Raw genomic sequence first — 20216 nt, forward strand, 5'->3', positions numbered from 1 at the left:
TAGTGAGCCAGCCGGATAAAAACCAGCAATTATCGGGTTAATTAATCGGGTCTAATGCGGTAATTGTGCGGCGAAACGCGCGTAATGCCGATGAAAGTGATATTCTCAAACCATCTCGCCATTCCGATGGCGGTTTGTCACTACCCTTAAAATCTTTAGTCATCAACCCGATAGCATCTCTGACATCTTCATCCTGAGGTTGCCGATATGAGCATGCTGTTACAGGAGACTTACAGTGTCTGAACTGTCTCAACTTTCGCCTCAGCCGTTGTGGGATATTTTCGCAAAAATCTGCTCAATCCCCCATCCGTCTTACCATGAAGAAGCGCTGGCGCAGCACATTATGACGTGGGCCAAAGAAAAAGGTCTGCACGCTGAGCGTGACAAGGTCGGTAATATCTTGCTGCGTAAGCCTGCTACCAAAGGGATGGAGAACCGTAAGCCAGTTGCGCTGCAAGCTCATCTGGATATGGTTCCGCAGAAGAATAATGATACGGTACATGACTTTACCAAAGATCCTATCCAACCATATATCGACGGTGAATGGGTTAAAGCCCGTGGCACCACATTGGGTGCGGATAACGGCATTGGTATGGCTTCTGCGCTGGCCGTATTGTCTGATGACAGCGTTGAACATGGCCCACTGGAAGTGTTACTGACCATGACCGAAGAAGCCGGTATGGATGGTGCCTTCGGCCTGCAACCTAATTGGTTGAAAGCCGATATTCTGATTAATACCGATTCTGAACAGGAAGGTGAAATCTATATGGGTTGCGCTGGTGGTATTGATTTTATCACCACTCTGGCCCTGAAGCGCGAAGCCGTTCCTGCTGGGTTCCAAACCCTGAAACTGACCTTAAAAGGCCTTAAAGGTGGTCACTCCGGTGCGGATATCCATTTAGGTTTAGGCAATGCCAACAAGCTGCTGGCCCGCTTCCTGTTTGAACACGCAAAAGATCTGGATCTGCGCGTATTGGATCTCAATGGCGGTACATTGCGTAACGCTATCCCGCGTGAGGGTTCGGTGATCCTGGCAGTTAGTGCAGATAAAGTCGATCAATTGAAAAGCCTTAGTCAGGCGTATCTGGCAACGTTGAAAAACGAGCTGGCGGCGGTGGAAAAAAATCTGGCACTCCTGCTCGAACCGGTATCCACTGAGACAAAAGCGCTGACTAAAGACACACAGCAGCGTTTAGTGGCACTGCTGAATGCCACGCCAAACGGTGTAATTCGCATGAGTGATGCCGTTAAAGGCGTGGTTGAGACCTCACTGAATGTCGGTGTGGTTACCATGAATGAGAACGAAGCAGAAATCATCTGTCTGATTCGTTCCCTGATCGACAGCGGCAAAGATTACGTGGTGAGCATGCTGACGGCAATTGGTCAGTTGGCTGGTGCACAAACGCTACCGAAAGGCGGTTACCCTGGCTGGCAGCCGGACCCAACCTCTCCTGTCATGGCATTGGTGCGGGAAACATACCAAAAACTGTTCAACAAAACACCGAACATCATGGTTATCCACGCGGGTCTGGAGTGTGGTTTATTCAAAAAACCTTACCCGGATATGGATATGGTGTCGATTGGGCCAACCATGACCGGCCCACATTCACCGGATGAACAAGTTCATATCGAAAGCGTGGGTCAATATTGGCAGTTACTGACCGCCCTGCTAAAAGCCATTCCAGAACGGGCATAAACAAATCTGATTGATCTTTATGTGATAACGGCGGTGCTTCGACCCGCCGTTTTTTATTGCATATACTATTCCCAACTAAGCAATAATTGCCGCTCAAGTTGTGGATCCAGTAAAGTGACATGTAGCCCTACCAAGCGAACTCCCCGCCCGGCTCGCCGTTCATTCCATGCAGTGCGCGCCACTTGTAGCAGATCAGTCTTATTCAGTTCCGGCCAGACATGCTCCTGCGTAGTTTGTTGAAAATCATGAAATTTCAATTTAATACCCTGACGCGCAATATGCAGATCCGGCCTCACTTTACGTAATCGAGTTTCCAGTTCAATATAAAGCTGTTCAATCAATGCCTCACAACTTTCCCAGTCATGAATATCTTCCGCCAGCGTTCTTTCAACACCGACCGATTTACGCAATCTGTCCGGGGATATTTCCCGCTCATCAATACCGTGGCTACGCTCCCACAACACATGACCGAATTTGCCAAAACGCTTTAATAGTTCAGCCTGCGGATAGTTTTGTACCTCGCCGCAAGTAACCAACCCGAGTTCTTGTAAACGTTTAGCGGTCACTTTCCCCACGCCAGGAATCTTACTCAACGGCAAATCATGCAGGAAAGGCTGAATCTGATTAGGGGTGATGACATATTGACCATTCGGTTTATTCAGATCTGACGCAATTTTGGCCAGAAATTTTATCGGGGCAATACCGGCGGAGGCGGTCAGACTCAGTTCATCAGAAATCGCTTGACGGATTTCCTGAGCAATTAAAGTGGCAGAACCACTGCATGCAGAGCAATCAGAAACATCCAGATAGGCTTCATCCAGCGAGAGCGGCTCAATCAGCGGGGTATAGCGAGCGAAAATTTCACGGATATGCAGCGACGCCTCTTTATAAGCCGCCATTCTGCCAGGAATAACTTTAAGCTGTGGGCAGAGTTTAAGTGCCATCGCCGTTGGCATAGCACTACGAACACCATAACGTCTGGCAGGGTAATTGGCCGTACTGATCACTCCACGCCGATCGCGGCTGCCGCCAATCGCGATGGGAATATCACGCAAACTGGGATCGTCGCGCATTTCCACTGCCGCGAAGAAGCAATCCATATCGACATGAATAATCTTACGCATGTTATCTTTCCCCAACCAAACCACTGTATAAGGATACAGTTAAATCGGAAAAATTCAAGATTATCCTAATCCTCAACCCGCCTCAGATTGCTTATCGGAGGCTAGCCTGCTATCTGTTTACTCAGTCCTCTCCAATATCAGCAAGTCCCGCCGATAAAGCTGGCTAGACGGCCTAAATCCACATTACCTCTCGAAAGAATCACACCAGCCCGTTTGCCGCGCAGATCGAACTGATCACCAAACGCAACGGCTGCCTACAGGCAACCGCTGGGTTCAACCACAATCTTCATTTAGTGGTCGCTAAAAATAGAACTCTTCAATGACTTATCTTGCTGATGCCGTTCTAACGCCAGTTCAATCAGTGTTGTGATCAACTCTGTAGAACCGACTCCCGTGGCGCGCCAGAGTTTGGGGTACATACTGATATTAGTGAAACCAGGTAGTGTATTGATTTCATTTATAATAACGGTATTTTCTGGCGTTAAAAAGACATCTACCCGTGCCAGACCACGGCATTCAAGCGTACGAAACGCGGCTAATGCTACTGCGCGAATATTGTCGCTGGCTGCATTGTCTATCACTGCAGGGATAACCACCTGAGCACCGGTTTCATTAATATACTTGGTATCGTAGGAGTAAAATTCATCACTGACGACCACTTCACCACACAGGCTAGCTCGAGGGTTATCATTACCCAGTACCGCACATTCAATCTCGCGCCCAACAATAGCTGATTCAACTAATACCTTATGGTCAAAATCAAACGCAAGCGTAACAGCCTGCTGGTATTCAGCCGCATTGCGTACTTTACTCACCCCAACCGAGGAGCCTTGATTTGCCGGTTTGATAAATAAAGGTAAGCCAAGTTTTGCCGTTATCTGCTCAAAACTGTAATTATCTTTATTTGTCCGTGTCAGCGTAATAAAAGGGGCAATATTCAACCCGGCATCACGCAGTAACCGCTTGGTGAGATCTTTATCCATGCTGACCGCAGATCCCAGCACGCTGGACCCAACGAAGGGGATATTGGCCATGCGCAGCAAGCCTTGCAAAGAACCATCCTCGCCTAATGTACCGTGTACTATCGGGAAAATAACATCCAGTTGCGCCAATGCTGTGGCATTATCCGCCGCAATCAGTTGCTGGCGCTCTTGACCGGGAATCAACGCTACATTTCTGTTTGAGTGATTCAGGGAGATCAGCGCTGGATTCTCTGCATTTAACAAATAGCTGGATGCATCGTTAACATGCCATTTCCCCTGTTTATCAATACCCAGTAGCGTGACATCAAACTTTTCCTTATCAATCGCCTCTACGATGTTTTTAGCCGACTGCAACGACACTTCATGCTCAGCCGATTTACCACCAAAAATCACACCAACCCGCAATTTCGACACACAGTATTCCTTCTTAAAATCTGGCACTTAAAGGTGCAACAACCCAGTGAAATCTCACCTCACACTAATACAATCTTTGTCTGCTTAACTAATGGTTTTTAAGATTTATACAGAATTTTCTCACTCCGCGACAGGGAATAAACATCATCAATATCAGTATGTAATTCTATCGTTGATGAATACCACCCTATTTATTCATATCAAGATAACCACCGCGATGAGTCATAATTATCCTAATCAAAACACCAACTAATTACGTATATAACAGAATTGAATACTGTTATTGGTTTTTTTTTGCATTTTGTCATTTATTTTTAATAAAAAACCATTAAATTCGACAAGGTCGAAAAATGTTAGTTATATGATTAACCTTCACCTCATAAAATTCATTATTAGATAATGAATGGAAACTATATATTATGCGAAATTATATAATGGCTACCCTACTCCTTTCCGCTACCTTTGTTGTTAACGCCCAATCTGTTACCCTTGCAGCGCCACAAATTATTGCCCACCGTGCAGGAACGGCTGATGCGCCAGAAAATACCTTACCGGCTATCGATAAAGCACTGTCTAATGGTGCTGACGCCATATGGATTACATTACAACTATCGAAAGATAATATTCCGGTATTGTATCGCCCTATAGACCTCAAAGAGTTGACAGATAAGTCCGGTACCATCTCAGGTTATACTGCACAACAACTGGCTAAAGTGGATGCGAGCGTTGCCTATGATAAGAAACATTATATTCAACCGAAGGCTGGCACACACACAGGTATTCCCACACTTGATGAAGTGCTGAAGAAGTATCCTGACACGACATTCTATCTGGACATTAAATCGCCCGATGCCGACCCAATAACCTTTGCCAAAGCCCTAAAAGAGACGCTTACCGCAACCAGCAAAGGAGAAAAAGATCGCTTCGTACGTACCCGAGTTTACTCTACGGATGATAACTATCTGGAAGCACTGGATAAAGTGAATGAAACCAGTGATATCTCACATAAAATCAATCGATTTGAAAGCCGCAACTTTACTCGGACTCAATTAGCTAATATTACGATGGATCATAAATGTGAATTGCCAGCAGATAATAAAGAACGTTGGTATGGTTTAGAGTTACATCGAAAAGTACAAGTGGTAGAAAAATACACGTTGGGCGAAGGGCGTTCTGATGCAGTATTAAGTTGGGATAAAGAGGCGATGGATTGTTTTAGAAGGAATACCAACGCACATATTATTTTCTTCGGCATCAATACTCCCGAAGATTATAAAAAAGCGAGGGAATTACAGGCAAATGGAGTTATGGTTGATTCTCCTGCACTTTTTAAAAGTATAGTGAGTAAGTAAGAATAAATAAGTAAAGAACAACCACAATGGTATAGACGTAAATCAGAAAATGAAAAACAGCATTATCGACGTAGACTAATCAGCCACGAATAGCACTAAAGCGTAAATACCCCCCTGGTCAACACTGAGTTGGCTGGGGGGTTATGTCTAAATTTGCTTGTCGTGCATATAACCACGTTTTATACAGAATGCTCGGCATTAAAGCATCGTAATCTATAACACATCTTATAGGATACGGTATTGATCCAATTTTTTCTGGCGAGCGGCTTCCTTAGCCAAGCGCTTCTTACGAGAATCACAAGGCTCAGGGCAATCACATACTTTCTCCATCCCCAAACCCGTTATTCCTCCGCAACTGCCCTGTAAGGTTTTACGTTTTACGATATAACCTAACGACATCCCGCCGATGGCCAATAGAAAAAAGACAAAGGATGCGATAAAAACAGTCAACATATCCTCTCCTATCAAGGCCGTTTTTGCAGATAAGGTTTGAACGCATCAGAATAGCGTTCCTCAAAACCTTCATCGGTTTTTACTATCATAAACACTGGAATACCCAGTAAATTAGCGAGTGCCATCCCTCTTTCTGGCCCAAGGACATCTAACCCAGTCGACAGTCCATCTGCGGTCATACAGCTTGGGTCCAAAACAGTAATTGAGACTAATCGGTGGTTAATTGGTCGGCCAGTATCCGGGTCAATCGTATGTGAGTAACGCACACCATTCTGTTCAAAGTAATTACGATAATCCCCTGAGGTTGCTATTGCCATACGTCCAGGTTCGATAACCTCTTGAGCACTTTGCGCAGAACCTGCGACAGGTTTTTCTATCGCAATGCGCCAAGGTTTATTTTCCCCATTATTGCCACGAGTCCGTACTTCCCCTCCGATATCAACCATATAGTTGGTGATATTTTGCGTTTCCAGATATTCGGCTACAACATCGACCCCATATCCCTTGGCAATAGAGGATAGATCAACATACAACTCAGGGATCCGTTTGAGCAAGGCACCATTTTCTACGGCCAGATTATTAATACCGACCCATGCCCGACGTTTGGCAATTTCAGCCTCAGTAGGAACAACATCTGGCCGCCCTTCAGGACCAAAGCCCCATAAGTTAACCAAAGGTCCGACGGTGACATCCAGCGCCCCATCGGTCAGGCGATTAATGCGAATAGCCTCACGCACGACTTTAGCCGTCGCCGCTGAAACCGCGAAAGGTGTATTCACGGCACGACTTTGATTGAAGCGACTCAATTCAGAGTCGGGCCGATATGTCGACATCTGGTCATTAACCTGTTCCAACTCGCGGTCTATTTCCTGCTGTAACTTCTCTGGGCTGGGTGTGGATGAGTCACTCATATACTTAATTGAATATGAAGTTCCCATGGTTTTACCTTCGAGATTAACTTGCTCAGGACCACATCCTGTGAGCAGCAAAATCCCCACCACTGCCATGAACCAATGTGTTATCTGTTTCTGCACAATATCCCCAATTGCAGTAAAAAGCCGTGTAATGGCAAATCAGCCACCAAAATCATCAAGCATAATATTGTCGTCTTCCACACCGAGATCCTTCAGCATCTTGATAACTGCCGCATTCATCATCGGAGGGCCACACATATAGAATTCACAATCTTCCGGTGCCGGATGATTTTTAAGGTAATTTTCTAACAACACGTTATGAATGAAGCCGGTATATCCCGTCCAATTATCTTCCGGCTGTGGGTCTGATAATGCAACGTGCCAACGGAAATTATCATTCTCAGCCTGTAACTGGTCAAAATCTTCTTCATAGAACATTTCACGCCGTGAACGCGCACCATACCAAAAACTGATTTTACGCTTCGAATGTAGCCGCTTAAGCTGATCAAAAATATGCGAGCGCATCGGTGCCATACCCGCCCCTCCGCCAATAAAGACCATCTCGGCATCGGTATCTTTGGCAAAAAACTCACCAAATGGACCAGAGATAGTCACCTTATCACCGGGTTTTAGTGACCAGATATAAGAGGACATAATACCTGGCGGTGCATCAGGAACTGACGGTGGTGGCGTGGCAATACGCACGTTAAGCATGATAATGCCACGCTCTTCCGGGTAGTTTGCCATCGAGTAGGCACGCACCGTTGGTTCAACGACCACTGACTCGAACCGGAACAGATTGAATTTATCCCAATCACCGCGATATTCATCAGGCACATCGAAGTCCGCGTATTTAACAGTATGCGGTTCGGCCTCTATTTGGATAAAACCACCGGCACGGAATGGCACCACTTCACCATCTGGAATCTTCAGTTTCAGTTCTTTGATAAATGTGGCTTTATTATCATTAGAGATAACTTCACACTCCCACTTTTTCACCCCAAAGATTTCTTCTGGCAATTCAATTTTCAGATTTTGCTTAACGCTAACCTGGCAAGCTAACCGGCAGCCTTCTTTCGCTTCACGCTTTGAGATATGTGAAAGTTCCGTCGGCAGGATATCCCCGCCACCTTCTTTAATTGTCACGCGGCACTGCCCGCAGGAACCGCCACCACCACAAGCTGAAGAAACGAAAATACCTTGGCTGGAAAGCATGTTGAGCAGCTTATCCCCTGCCGGAGCGGTAAAACTTTTGTCCGCATCATCATTAACATCAACGGTAATATCACCGGTATTCACCAATTTTGATTTGGCAAATAGAATCATCACCGTCAATGCCAGTACGATGAGGGTGAACATCACTACGCCCAGAATTATTTCCATGAATTATTCCTGCCTTTATAAATTCACACCGGAGAAAGACATAAACCCTAAGGCCATCAATCCGGTTGTGATAAAGGTGATCCCTAACCCCTGTAAGCCCGCAGGCACATTGGCATATTTCATTTTTTCGCGAATACCTGCGAGGGCCACAATCGCCAGCATCCAACCGATACCCGAACCAAAGCCATAAACGATGGACTCAGGGAAGTTGTAATCTCGTTGCGCCATAAAGGAGACGCCGCCGAAGATGGCGCAGTTGACGGTGATCAGTGGCAGGAAAATACCCAATGCGTTATAAAGTGCCGGGAAATAGCGATCGAGAATCATCTCCAACACCTGCACTATGGCAGCAATAACACCAATAAAGGTGATGAAGTTGAGGAAACTAAGATCAACCCCTTCAACCAATGCGCCATCACGCAGCACCAGGTTATAAACCAGATTATTCGCAGGTACTGAGATACCCAATACCACCGTTACCGCGATACCAAGGCCAAAGGCAGTCGACACTTTCTTGGAAACAGCGAGGAAAGTACACATCCCCAAAAAGAATGCTAACGCCATATTCTCCACAAACACCGCGCGGACAAACAGACTGATGTAATGTTCCATCGTCAATTACTCCTTCTCAATCTGCGCAGGTTTCAGGGTACGTAGACCCCAAATCAGCAAACCAATGATAAAGAATGCGCTTGGTGCCAACAGGAACAATCCGTTCGGCTGATACCACCCGCCGTTCTGGACGGTTTCAAATACTGTTACTCCAAATAATTTGCCGGAGCCAATCAGTTCGCGAACAAAACCCACCAACACCAGCACTACGCCGTAACCCAAACCATTACCAATACCATCCATAAAGCTTTCAATCGGCGGCGATTTCATCGCATAAGCTTCAGCACGCCCCATCACAATACAGTTAGTAATAATCAGGCCGACAAATACGGATAGCTGTTTGGATATCTCATAGGCATAAGCCCGTAAGATCTGATCGACCACAATCACCAGCGAGGCAATAATCACCATCTGAACAATGATGCGCACGCTGTTTGGAATATGATTGCGAATCAGTGAGATAAAGAAACTGGAGAACGCCGTTACCAAGGTAACGGCCAGCGTCATCACTAATGCGGTTTCCAGCTTGGTGGTCACCGCCAGCGCGGAACAAACGCCAAGGATCTGTAAGGCTATCGGGTTGTTATCAAATAACGGCCCAAATAAAACCCGTTTAATCTCTTTGCTATCAGCCATTTTTTAACGCTCCTTCGCGCACTTTTTTCAGGAACGGGCCAAAGCCGTTTTCACCGAGCCAAAAATCAAAGCTGTTTTGCACCCCATTAGAGGTCAAGGTTGCACCTGACAGACCATCGATCGCATGAGGATCATTAGCCGGTGCGCGCCCTTTAACAATCCGAATAGCCGGTTGGCCTTGCTCGTCAAATAGCCGCTTACCAATCCATTGATTACGCCAAATTGGGTTCTCAACCTCGCCTCCCAGCCCTGGGGTCTCACCCTGATCGTAGTAGGTGATACCACGCACCGTTTTGCCGTCAGTGTCGATGGCAACAAAGGCATACATCATTGACCACAGACCGGAGCCATAAACAGGGAGAACTATCTTGTTGATTTGCCCGCTTTCACCACGTACCAGATAAATTTCAACGACATTCGCGCGCCGGCGGATGCCAGCAATATCCTGTGCGGGCGTCAGGGCAATGCTCATTTGGTCACTACGCAGTGCCTGAGCACGATCAAAGGTTGCCGGATCTTGTTGAATAAACGCACCGCTTTGCAAATCCAGCAGCCGTGGTTCAATGCGCAGCGCAAATTCCCGCTGAACGTCTTCTGCCGGCATTCTTGGTTGCAACAAACCCGCCACCGCTAGAATATTGCGCTGTTTGTCTAATAGCCGTTGCTCCTGCTGCTTGGCTTTCAAACCAACAGCCGCACCAGAAACCACCACAGAACACACCAGACAGAGCACAATTACCACCAGCAACGTTTTGCTGATGCTGTCATTATTTCTTGGTTTATCACTCGCCACGCGCTTTCCTCCGCTTGATGTTGGCCTGAACAACCACATAGTCAAACAGCGGTGCAAACAGGTTGGCGAACAGGATCGCCAGCATCATTCCTTCGGGATAAGCTGGATTAGCGACGCGGATTAACACACACATCGCACCAATCAAGCCGCCATACCACCATTTCCCTTTATTGGTAAAGGAAGCCGACACTGGGTCGGTCGCCATAAAGATCATCCCGAAAGCGAAACCACCGAGTACCAGATGCCAATACCACGGCATGGCAAATAACGGATTGGTAGTGGAACCAACCCAGTTAAATAGGTAGGCCGTAGCAATCATGCCAATCATGACCCCAGCCACAATCCGCCACGAGGCGATGCGGCCGAAAAGAATAATGGCACCGCCAATCAGGATCATCAGCGTAGAGACCTCGCCAATAGATCCGGGAATATTACCGAGGAAAGCATCCATCCACGTAATAGGCTGATTAGTAATGGTATTAACCAAACTGTGGCTACCGTTGACACTCCATTGTGACAATGGAGTTGCACCAGAAAAACCATCAGCGGCAGTCCACACCAAATCACCGGATATCTGTGCCGGATAAGCAAAGAATAGGAAAGCACGCCCAGCCAGTGCCGGGTTGAGGAAGTTACGCCCAGTGCCACCAAAAATCTCTTTACCAATAACCACACCGAAAGAGATCCCAAGTGCTGCTTGCCATAATGGCAATGTGGGAGGGACTATCAGGGCAAACAGAATCGAGGTGACAAAGAAACCTTCGTTGATTTCATGCTTGCGGACAATAGAGAATACCACTTCCCAAAAACCACCGACCACAAACACAACGGCATAGATAGGCAGAAAATAAACCGCCCCCAGCACCATTTTGCTTGCCCAGCCAGCATCTGGAGCCAATGACGCCCCTAGCATTTGTGCCAACCAGTAATGCCAGTCACTGGCTATAACCTGTTGCAGTTCCGCGCCACTGTAGAGTTGGTTTAGCGCCGGGATGGCCTGTAGCCCTACGTTATACATGCCCCAGAACATGGCTGGGAATACCGCCAGCCATACCAGAATCATCATCCTTTTCAGGTCGATTGCATCTCGTACATGGGAAGCACCCGGTGTTACTTTGCCCTGCGTATAGAAAATAGTGGCTGCGGCTTCATATAGCGGATAGTACTTCTCTAATTTGCCACCCGCTTCAAAGTGGTGCTCTATTTTCTCAAGAAAATTTTTCAGGCCCATCAGTTATCCTTCCTGCTCAATCTGGGTCAATATGTCGCGCAGTGCCGGACCGTATTCGTACTTACCGGGGCAGACAAATGTACATAAAGCCAAATCTTCTTCATCTAACTCCAGGCACCCTAGCGCTTGCGCGCTGTCGGTATCACCGGATAACAGATCACGCAACAAATGGGTTGCCAGGATATCCAGTGGCATCACCCGCTCATAGTTGCCAATAGGCACCATAGCGCGCTCCCCGCCGTGCATGTCGGTTGAGAAAGCAAACAGTTTGCGTTTGAAGAAATGGCCCAGCGTGGTGCGGGTGATCGAATATTTATCGCGACCTGGCATTACCCAACCAAATAGTTCTTTTTCTCGCCCTTCGCGGATAACCGATACTTGCTGGTGGAAACGGCCCAAATAACCATGAGTTGCGGAGAAAGCCGTGCCGCTGAGGACTGAACCAGAGATAATACGGTTCTCCCCCTCTTTTAACTTAGCCGCGGTTAATTCAGCCAGGCTGGCACCCAAACGGGTACGCACTAATACCGGTTGATTTACCTGTGGACCCGCCAGCGCAACGATGCGGTCAGTACAGAGTTCACCACGGGTAAATAATTTACCGATAGCAATCACATCCTGATAACCCACATGCCACACCATTTTACGCAAGCTCACCGGTTCAAGAAAATGGATGTGGGTACCAACCAGACCCGCAGGATGGGGGCCGGAGAATTCATTATAAGTTATCTGGGCATTAGAATGGTTGGCAACCACCTGCCCCGGGGCATGGCCCACATGCACCTTGCCTTCAGTTAGACGCGTAAGAACAGTTAAACCGTGCTTAAAGGCGTCTGACTCAGTGGCAATAATGACCTGCGGATTGGCTGCCAGCGGTTGGGTATCCATTGCACTGACAAAAATAGCGCGTGGGCGACTACTAGGAACAGGGGTTTTACTAAACGGGCGGGTTCTGAATGCGGTCCATAAACCAGACGCCAGTAATAGGCTTTGCACCTGTTCATTGCTCAGATGATTAAGGTCCGCTGCATCATAGTGTGGGAAAGGTACTTGCTCATCCCCTTCAATCTCTATCACAACAGATTGTAGCACCCGGCGTTCACCACGATTAATAGCGCTAATTCTGCCACTGGCGAACGCAGTAAAGGTCACCCCTGGATTTTTTTTATCTTCAAAGAGCGCCTGGCCTTTCTTAACCCAATCACCTTCTTGCACCAACATTGAGGGGCGCATGCCCACATACTCTTCACCGAGCAGAGCCACATGACGAATAGCAGGACCATCCTCTATCACCTGCACAGGTGCTCCGGCGATGGGTAGGTCGAGTCCTTTCTTTATTTTAATCATAGGTTTGAGCGACTTTATTAGTTATATCAAATGCTGTACTTAGCCCAGAGCGTACAGCCACATAAAGATAAGATACTTTCATGGTTCAGTTAAACGACGGTTTAATACCCAGTCAATTAGATCAACATAAACGCTAATTGAAAGCATCGCGGTAATGAGTACTGATACCCACATTGAATGATTTCAGGGTAAAATGGCTGTTATAACGATTACATGTGCAAGCCATCAGCAGTGGACGATTTTAGCATTTTCATTCCGCACTGTCTGACAAATGCAGTGACCTGGGTCAAGCAAACACGAATATTTTACGGCTAATTTATCTATCCACTCGGTAAAACCGTATCGTTAATTCATGTTTACCGACTTTGTGGTTATTTTATACAAAACATATATTGCTAAAATTTTTCCGACTGATAATCTGCGCCTATAAATCGAAAAATGCAGTGGCATAATTTACATAATATAAGTAGGAATAATAAATGGGCAAAATCGCACGGTTGTTTGCGATGCTTACGTTTGTGGTGATAATTGGTTTGCCTGCGGTATCCTTCACCAGCTCAGCCAGTGAGCCTGTGGCAGTATCCAAAGAGCTAAAACAACAATTACTCGGGTCATCGGTCTATATTCAGATTTTCAAAGAAGAACGTACCCTGGAATTATACGCCAGGCTACAAGGTGAATATCGTTTAGTGCAAAGCTATCGCATCTGTGAATTTTCAGGTGGCCTTGGCCCAAAACGCCGTGAAGGGGATTTTAAAAGCCCGGAAGGTTTTTACAGTATTGATATGCGCCATTTAAAACCTGACAGTAAGTTTTATCGGGCAATCAATATTGGCTTCCCAAATGATTATGATAAGTCGCAGGGTTATTCAGGGAAATATCTGATGATCCACGGCGCTTGCAAATCAATCGGCTGTTATGCAATGACCGATGCCTATATGGACGAGATATTTAACTACGTGCAAACGGCATTTATCTTTGGTCAGGAAAAAGTGGATATCAGTATCTATCCATTCCGTATGACTGAACAAAATATGCAACGCCACCGTAACTCGTCGGATTACAGCTTCTGGCGGCAATTACAGCCGGGATATGCCTATTTTACCAAAAACCGGATGCCCCCATCCGTTGCAGTGATCAACGGGCAGTATGTACTCAGCCGCCCGCCAGTCTCCAATGCACCGGTATCGCAATATGCGCTCACCAAATCAAATTCGCTCACCAAAACAGAATAATGCAAATTCACCTGGTGCAATTTTGTGCCAGGTTTCATTACCTGTCAGGGGTTGAGTCGCAATCACCGTGACCACATCTTTGGGTGTGGTCTGGCGTTGAAAATCTATCTCAACATCTTGATCCAGTAAGGTCGCTTTACCAAAAGGTGCCCGGCGCGTAATCCAATACAGATTGGTCGAACAGAACGCCATCACAAAACGCCCATCCGAGAGCAACATATTAAAGACCCCTTTGGCCCGCAACTGCTCACATAGGGTAGCGATATAGCGGAATACCGCTGGCCAGTTACTGGGAGTACGAGGGTAGCGCTTTGCCAATTGATTAAGTAGCCAGCAGAAAGCATATTCGCTGTCAGTCTGACCGATAGGCCGGAAAGTACCGGTCTCTAATTGACGATAACCTTTAAGTTGGCCGTTATGGGCATACGTCCAGTTTCGTCCCCACATTTCGCGGGTAAAAGGGTGGGTATTCTCTAACGCCACTTCACCGCGATTTGCCTGACGGATATGAGAAACCACCGCACAGGATTTTATCGGGTAGTCTTGTACCAAACGGGCTATGGGTGAATTAAAACTGGGTTGGGGATCTTTAAACGTGCGGCAACCATTACCTTCATAAAAGGTAATACCCCAGCCATCTTTATGTGGGCCAGTCCCCCCGCCCCTTTGCACTAGGCCGGTAAAGCTAAAGCAAATATCCGTGGGAACATTTGCGCTCATCCCGAGCAATTCGCACATAACCAACCTCCCGCGTATATCTTAGCTCTTGGTGTTGCAGCGTTGTAGCTGCTCTCGCTCACCGTCTAGGTGATCAACGAGATTGATAATACCGTTGATCACCACGACATATCAGGCTTTAACCATCTCTTTTTCAATCAATTGAATCAAGATATGAATCACTTTGATATGAATTTCCTGAATGCGATCGGCATAACCAAAATGGGGAACCCGAATTTCGATATCTGCCGTACCCGCCATTTTGCCACCGTCTTTACCCGTCAGGGTGATCACCTTCATCCCTTTGGCACGAGCAGCATCAATCGCCTTAATGACATTAGCTGAATTACCGGAAGTGGAAATACCGAGTAATACATCCCCTGCGCGGCCGACGGCTTCAACATAACGAGAGAAGATATAGTCATAACCAAAATCATTACTAACACAAGAGATATGGCTAACATCTGAAATAGCAATCGCCGGATAACCTGGACGATTCTCGCGGTAGCGGCCGGTCAACTCTTCGGCAAAATGCATGGCATCACAATGGGAACCGCCATTACCGCATGACAAGACTTTACCGCCAGCCTTAAAAGAATCAGCCAATAATACGGCTGCGCTCGCAATAGCATTGATATTGCTATCATCTTTCAAAAAGTTTGCCAGTGTGTCTGCTGCTTCATTCAATTCACTGCGGATTAAATCCTGGTACATGGGAGCCTCTTTATAGTTCTATGGCATCGATATTCATCAGCCGTCAGTGTACCGGATAGCATAAACAGCGAGAAGCACTGTAATGAATAAGACATAAGAGTTTTAACTATTAATGCGGGCAGTTTGTGAGATGAGTTGTAAATAACATGTAATGGTATTGATAAAAATAATGAGATGGACTACAACAAATGTATCTCTCAACAGGTCAGACCTCCTACATCTCAGGAGCTTCACTATGATGGTTCTTAGCATTGTTGCCTTACTGGTTCTTATTGGTGTGCTGTTCTATCACCAGGTGAACCTCTATCTCAGTAGTTTGATTCTTGTCGTTTACACCGCCGCGATGGGAGCGTTGCAGTTATGGTCATTCTGGGCATTATTGCCTCTGGTGATTGTTTTGCTACCCCTGACGCTGACCCCACTGCGCCAGTCACTGTTTTCTGCACCAGCATTGCGCATGTTCCGTAAAGTCATGCCTGCGATGTCACGCACCGAAAAAGAAGCGATTGATGCAGGTACCACTTGGTGGGAAGGTGATTTATTCCAGGGCCAGCCTGACTGGAAGAAACTGCATAACTACCCAAAACCGCAGTTAACTGCCGAAGAACAAGCTTTTATTGATGGGCCGGTAGAAGAAGCCTGTCGTATGGCTAATGACTTCCAAATTACCCACGAACTGGCTGACTTGCCGCCAGAACTGTGGGCGTATCTGAAAGAACACCGCTTCTTTGCGATGATCATTAAGAAAGAGTACGGCGGCCTTGATTTCTCAGCTTATGCTCAGGCACGTGTACTGCAAAAACTGTCTGGCGTGTCTGGCATTTTGGCCATCACTGTTGGTGTACCTAACTCTCTCGGCCCCGGCGAATTGCTGCAACACTACGGCACTGAAGAGCAAAAAAATCATTATTTGCCTGGTTTGGCTCGTGGCGACGAGATCCCTTGTTTCGCCCTAACCAGCCCAGAAGCGGGTTCTGATGCCGGCGCAATCCCAGATACCGGCACCGTCTGTATGGGCGAATGGCAAGGTAAGCAGGTACTGGGCATGCGCCTGACCTGGAATAAACGCTATATCACCCTCGCCCCGATCGCCACAGTGCTCGGGCTGGCGTTCAAACTGTCTGACCCTGAACATCTGTTGGGCGATACCGTTGATTTAGGCATCACCTGTGCGCTGATCCCAACCAACACCCCTGGGGTGGAAATTGGTCGTCGTCACTTCCCACTGAATGTGCCATTCCAAAATGGCCCGACCCGTGGCAACGATATCTTTGTGCCGATTGATTACATCATCGGCGGGCCAAAAATGGCTGGGCAGGGCTGGCGCATGCTGGTGGAATGCCTGTCTGTTGGCCGCGGGATTACCTTGCCGTCCAATGCCACTGGTAGCTTAAAAAGTGTGGCGATGGGGATCGGTGCTTACGCCTATATTCGTCGTCAGTTCAAAATCTCAATCGGTAAAATGGAAGGGATTGAAGAGCCGTTGGCGCGAATCGCCGGTAATGCTTATGTGATGGACGCGGCGGCAACCTTAATTACCAGCGGTATTATGCTAGGTGAGAAACCGGCGGTGTTATCCGCTATCGTTAAATATCACTGTACCCACCGTGGTCAACGCGCTGTGATGGATGCCATGGATATTGCCGGCGGTAAAGGGATCTGCCTTGGTCCGGCCAACTTCGTAGCCCGTGGCTACCAAGGTGCCCCTATCGGTATCACCGTTGAAGGCGCTAACATTCTGACCCGTAGCATGATTATCTTCGGCCAGGGGGCAATCCGTTGCCATCCGTTTGTTCTGGATGAAATGGCAGCAGCACAATCTAATGATGTTGCCGCCTTCGATAAAGCGCTGTTCGGTCATTTGGGCCATGTGGGTAGCAGCAAAATCCGTAGTTTCTGGTTGGGGCTGACCAATGGCCGCACCAGTGCCACACCAACCAAAGACAGCACTCGCCGTTATTACCAGCATCTGAACCGCCTGAGCGCCAATTTAGCTTTACTGTCTGATGTCTCAATGGGGGTGTTGGGTGGCAGCCTGAAACGTCGTGAACGTATCTCTGCCCGTCTGGGGGATATTCTCAGCCAAATGTATCTGGCATCAGCAACGTTGAAACGCTATGAAGACGAAGGCCGCCAAAAAGAAGATCTGCCGCTGGTTCATTGGGGTGTGCAGGATGCCCTGCATCAGGCAGAGCAGGCTCTGGATGATTTACTGCGTAACTTCCCAAATGGCGTTATTGCCGGGTTAATGCGGTTGGTGGTCTTCCCGTTTGGTCGCGTACATCAGGCACCGTCAGACCAGTTGGACCATCAACTGGCGCAGTTACTGCAAGTACCGTCAGCAACCCGCAGCCGTATTGGTCGTGGTCAGTATCTGACACCGAGCGAGTTTAATCCAGTAGGTTTGCTGGAAGCCGCTTTGCAAGATGTGATTGCAGCAGAGCCAATTCATAAGCGCCTGAGTAAAGAAGCGGGTAAAAGCCTGCCATTTACTCGCCTGGATGTGCTGGCAAAAAATGCGCTGGCTGAAGGGAAAATCAATGTTGAAGAGGCCGCTATTTTGACTAAAGCAGAAGAGAGTCGCCTGCGCTCAATTAATGTCGATGAGTTTGCAGCCGATGCCTTGGCAGCCAAGCCCGCACTAAAGCAGCCAACCAAACAACGGCAAACTGAAGCAGCGTAATAAATAAGTCTTATTGATGTTAGTGTCTACTCAAGCCTCCGATTCAGGAGGCTTTTTTTATCCTCTTTCAGCACCACAATCATCAAGCAGGCCTCTAATAATTAGCCCGAATTGCTCAGGTTTCCCGCTAAACAGCACATTATCAGGCTGAATTGTTAACAACTGGCGACGTAGGCTATTACGCCACTCAATATCGGTGATCAGCCGCACGGTAACCGCAATATACTCAGCCAAATCATGTGCAATCAACTCCTCAGATAATCCCAGCCGACGGAACAATCCCTCATCGATATGTTCGTGTACTTCAGCCCCACTCAGGCAAACACCGGGTAACCCCTGACGCACAGTATCGACGATGCCATTGGTATTGCCGAAAGGAAAAGGATTAATAAACAGGTCACACTGATTAATGACCAATAAATAGTCCTGATAGGCCAAATGCTCATAGATTTTAGCTTGAGGGATAACAGCATTAACGGCTTTTTCCATCACTCGATGGGTAATTCCCCAGCAAAAACCCACCAAAAAATGAAATATCACCGGCGTTGATGTTTGCCGGGCAATCTCAGCACAGGTATCGATAAAGCGAGGGTTAATTTTCATCGCCGAGGCACAAACCGCGATATGTACCGCTGGGCGCTCATCGAAATGTTGTATCGGTTCCGGCTGGCAAATATTGGCAGGCGGCACATAGGGCAGACAGTCCTTGGGTAACGCAACCACTTTTTCGGAGAAACACTGAGGATCCCCCAGATAATCCTCTTCCACTAATACCGCATCAATATAGCTGGAATGGGTCGTTGCCGGATGGCCTAGTGCCATTATCTGTAAGGGCGCTAAGCGTAAATTAGTCAGTGCAATGGTGAGTGGAAACATCCCGACACTGGGGAAGTAGATAACATCCGGTCGCAATTGTTGCGCCAATGCCACAATAGCCTCAACCGCCCCCGCCCGCTGGACCTCGGTAAAATCATCAAAAACGTCACGGGTGATGGCATCAGTGGCCCCCACAATGGTGACGCCATGGGTGGAAAACTGCTCACGCGCGGCGCGCAACGTACTGGAGTGAGTACGGTAAATAGAATGGCCGCTGTTAAACCACTCCAGGATAACCAGCATCAATGGTTTATCCCGCGCAGGTGGGAGGGAGTGGTTATCAGATAGCCCATTGCGCAGCAGCGTGTTACGTAAGTGAAAATTAATACTGCGTTTTATGGCGTGTTTTGCTGCTCTATCTGCATAACTGCAATGCATATAAACATCGTGCAGGATGCGTTCAGGTAAGCCCTCAAGATTCTCTAGCGTTAGTAGTTTTTCAGGTAACCACTCTAATAGCCGCTCACGTTTCGCATGCCCAGCAGCGCTGGGTAAAATACGTGGCGACAGTAACGCCAGAAACAGTGCCGCGGCCACAGGGGGATTAAATTGCCACAATATATCCGGCTGAAGCGGAATACCCGATTCAGGTAAATACATCAGGCAAAATTTCAGAAAATTATGGTGCTCAAAGCGCAAAGGATGGGCGCATCCCTCCCCCGCTTGATTAAGGTTGGTAATCACATGATCCGCATGGCCAAAAGGTGATGCGGCAAATATCAACGCTATCCAGCGATGGAAATTAATCAGTTGTAAAAAACCTTTATCGGATACCACAAAACCAGGATCAGAAAGTAGGTTGCCAATAGCCGCAGCCAGGCGATTACAGTAATGCTCCTGTTGCTGTACCGATTGATGCTTAAGCGAAAAAACATCCCAGCGGCCATATTGGCGGTCCAGTTGCTCCAACATCAAGACCAGTAATCGCCCCGCCTCCTCATAGCGCCGCACACACACTAAAAACTCGAAATAGGGTAATGAAAATGCGGTCGACTGCTCTACCGTTGATGCTAATTCAGCCGTTTTTTCCACCATTGTCAGCTCACCTTGTCA

The 20216-nt window shown here is 47.4% G+C and carries 17 protein-coding genes and 1 pseudogene; 4 read left to right on the forward strand and 14 right to left on the reverse strand.

All coding sequences use genetic code 11. The features are described from left to right. Positions 1-235 precede the first annotated feature (235 nt). Positions 236-1696, forward strand: a complete 1461-nt coding sequence (locus A6J66_011625; protein ID PNM24779.1) for a beta-Ala-His dipeptidase — start codon at positions 236-238, stop codon at positions 1694-1696. A 65-nt stretch (positions 1697-1761) separates the two neighbouring features. Here the strand turns inward: A6J66_011625 and A6J66_011630 are convergent, their stop codons facing one another. From A6J66_011630 to A6J66_011640, 3 genes and pseudogenes are all read right to left on the reverse strand, one after another. Next, complete coding sequence (locus tag A6J66_011630) at positions 1762-2820, reverse strand: DNA polymerase IV (GenBank protein ID PNM24780.1); 1059 nt, start codon at positions 2818-2820, stop codon at positions 1762-1764. 137 nt (positions 2821-2957) lie between these two features. Further along, positions 2958-3110, reverse strand: a pseudogene (locus A6J66_011635) (serine dehydratase). Next, on the reverse strand, positions 3111-4217 hold the full coding sequence (locus tag A6J66_011640; protein ID PNM24781.1) for a D-alanine--D-alanine ligase: 1107 nt from the start codon (positions 4215-4217) through the stop codon (positions 3111-3113). Between the two features lie 419 nt (positions 4218-4636). On the opposite strand from A6J66_011640, the gene A6J66_011645 reads away from it, so the two are divergent. Then, positions 4637-5569: a glycerophosphodiester phosphodiesterase gene (locus tag A6J66_011645; GenBank protein ID PNM24782.1), complete on the forward strand. Its 933-nt coding sequence runs from the start codon at positions 4637-4639 to the stop codon at positions 5567-5569. Between the two features lie 225 nt (positions 5570-5794). Here A6J66_011645 and A6J66_011650 read toward each other — a convergent pair whose 3' ends face one another. The 8 genes from A6J66_011650 to A6J66_011685 are packed head-to-tail and all read right to left on the reverse strand — an operon-like array spanning position 5795 to position 12938. Further along, complete coding sequence (locus A6J66_011650; protein PNM24783.1) at positions 5795-6022, reverse strand: (Na+)-NQR maturation NqrM; 228 nt, start codon at positions 6020-6022, stop codon at positions 5795-5797. Positions 6023-6033: 11 nt separating this feature from the next. Further along, a complete protein-coding gene (locus A6J66_011655; protein PNM24784.1) occupies positions 6034-7056 on the reverse strand; it encodes an FAD:protein FMN transferase in 1023 nt (340 codons plus the stop codon). A gap of 39 nt (positions 7057-7095) precedes the next feature. Then, positions 7096-8319 (reverse strand): NADH:ubiquinone reductase (Na(+)-transporting) subunit F, encoded by a 1224-nt coding sequence (gene nqrF / locus A6J66_011660; GenBank protein PNM24785.1) that lies wholly within the window; start codon positions 8317-8319, stop codon positions 7096-7098. Positions 8320-8334: 15 nt separating this feature from the next. After that, positions 8335-8931, reverse strand: coding sequence for an NADH:ubiquinone reductase (Na(+)-transporting) subunit E (gene nqrE / locus A6J66_011665; GenBank protein PNM24786.1), 597 nt, complete (start codon positions 8929-8931; stop codon positions 8335-8337). A 6-nt stretch (positions 8932-8937) separates the two neighbouring features. Beyond that, positions 8938-9567 carry an NADH:ubiquinone reductase (Na(+)-transporting) subunit D gene (locus tag A6J66_011670; GenBank protein PNM24787.1) on the reverse strand — a complete coding sequence of 210 codons (630 nt, stop codon included), beginning with the start codon at positions 9565-9567 and terminating at the stop codon, positions 8938-8940. Beyond that, positions 9560-10360 carry a Na(+)-translocating NADH-quinone reductase subunit C gene (locus tag A6J66_011675; GenBank protein PNM24788.1) on the reverse strand — a complete coding sequence of 267 codons (801 nt, stop codon included), beginning with the start codon at positions 10358-10360 and terminating at the stop codon, positions 9560-9562. The genes A6J66_011670 and A6J66_011675 overlap by 8 nt, the downstream gene beginning before the upstream one ends. Beyond that, positions 10350-11591, reverse strand: coding sequence for an NADH:ubiquinone reductase (Na(+)-transporting) subunit B (locus A6J66_011680; GenBank protein ID PNM24789.1), 1242 nt, complete (start codon positions 11589-11591; stop codon positions 10350-10352). The genes A6J66_011675 and A6J66_011680 overlap by 11 nt, the downstream gene beginning before the upstream one ends. 3 nt (positions 11592-11594) lie before the next feature. Further along, entirely contained in the window at positions 11595-12938 is a 1344-nt protein-coding gene (locus A6J66_011685; GenBank protein PNM24790.1) for a Na(+)-translocating NADH-quinone reductase subunit A, read from the reverse strand. A 479-nt stretch (positions 12939-13417) separates the two neighbouring features. On the opposite strand from A6J66_011685, the gene A6J66_011690 reads away from it, so the two are divergent. Then, positions 13418-14173: a transpeptidase gene (locus A6J66_011690; protein ID PNM24791.1), complete on the forward strand. Its 756-nt coding sequence runs from the start codon at positions 13418-13420 to the stop codon at positions 14171-14173. Here the strand turns inward: A6J66_011690 and A6J66_011695 are convergent. Beyond that, positions 14147-14911: a class II glutamine amidotransferase gene (locus A6J66_011695; GenBank protein ID PNM24792.1), complete on the reverse strand. Its 765-nt coding sequence runs from the start codon at positions 14909-14911 to the stop codon at positions 14147-14149. The genes A6J66_011690 and A6J66_011695 overlap by 27 nt on opposite strands. 111 nt (positions 14912-15022) lie before the next feature. Further along, positions 15023-15604 (reverse strand): D-sedoheptulose 7-phosphate isomerase, encoded by a 582-nt coding sequence (gene gmhA / locus A6J66_011700; GenBank protein ID PNM24793.1) that lies wholly within the window; start codon positions 15602-15604, stop codon positions 15023-15025. A 235-nt stretch (positions 15605-15839) separates the two neighbouring features. Here gmhA and fadE point away from each other — a divergent pair, with 235 nt between their 5' ends. Then, positions 15840-18287, forward strand: coding sequence for an acyl-CoA dehydrogenase (gene fadE, locus A6J66_011705; protein ID PNM24794.1), 2448 nt, complete (start codon positions 15840-15842; stop codon positions 18285-18287). A 57-nt stretch (positions 18288-18344) separates the two neighbouring features. Here fadE and A6J66_011710 read toward each other — a convergent pair whose 3' ends face one another. Continuing rightward, on the reverse strand, positions 18345-20198 hold the full coding sequence (locus A6J66_011710; GenBank protein ID PNM24795.1) for a glycosyltransferase: 1854 nt from the start codon (positions 20196-20198) through the stop codon (positions 18345-18347). Between the last annotated feature and the right edge of the window lie 18 nt (positions 20199-20216).

The organism is Yersinia enterocolitica, from assembly GCA_002082245.2.
Lineage (GTDB): Bacteria > Pseudomonadota > Gammaproteobacteria > Enterobacterales > Enterobacteriaceae > Yersinia > Yersinia enterocolitica_E.

Excerpts from the sequence above, each read along its gene's own strand:
- nqrF (PNM24785.1), bottom strand. The coding sequence starts at position 8,319 with ATGGAAATAATTCTGGGCGTAGTGATGTTCACCCTCATCGTACTGGCA.
- gmhA (PNM24793.1), bottom strand. The coding sequence starts at position 15,604 with ATGTACCAGGATTTAATCCGCAGTGAATTGAATGAAGCAGCAGACACA.
- A6J66_011645 (PNM24782.1), top strand. The coding sequence starts at position 4,637 with ATGCGAAATTATATAATGGCTACCCTACTCCTTTCCGCTACCTTTGTT.
- A6J66_011710 (PNM24795.1), bottom strand. The coding sequence starts at position 20,198 with ATGGTGGAAAAAACGGCTGAATTAGCATCAACGGTAGAGCAGTCGACC.
- nqrE (PNM24786.1), bottom strand. The coding sequence starts at position 8,931 with ATGGAACATTACATCAGTCTGTTTGTCCGCGCGGTGTTTGTGGAGAAT.
- A6J66_011670 (PNM24787.1), bottom strand. The coding sequence starts at position 9,567 with ATGGCTGATAGCAAAGAGATTAAACGGGTTTTATTTGGGCCGTTATTT.
- A6J66_011685 (PNM24790.1), bottom strand. The coding sequence starts at position 12,938 with ATGATTAAAATAAAGAAAGGACTCGACCTACCCATCGCCGGAGCACCT.
- A6J66_011680 (PNM24789.1), bottom strand. The coding sequence starts at position 11,591 with ATGGGCCTGAAAAATTTTCTTGAGAAAATAGAGCACCACTTTGAAGCG.
- A6J66_011630 (PNM24780.1), bottom strand. The coding sequence starts at position 2,820 with ATGCGTAAGATTATTCATGTCGATATGGATTGCTTCTTCGCGGCAGTG.
- A6J66_011695 (PNM24792.1), bottom strand. The coding sequence starts at position 14,911 with ATGTGCGAATTGCTCGGGATGAGCGCAAATGTTCCCACGGATATTTGC.
- A6J66_011690 (PNM24791.1), top strand. The coding sequence starts at position 13,418 with ATGGGCAAAATCGCACGGTTGTTTGCGATGCTTACGTTTGTGGTGATA.
- A6J66_011650 (PNM24783.1), bottom strand. The coding sequence starts at position 6,022 with ATGTTGACTGTTTTTATCGCATCCTTTGTCTTTTTTCTATTGGCCATC.
- fadE (PNM24794.1), top strand. The coding sequence starts at position 15,840 with ATGATGGTTCTTAGCATTGTTGCCTTACTGGTTCTTATTGGTGTGCTG.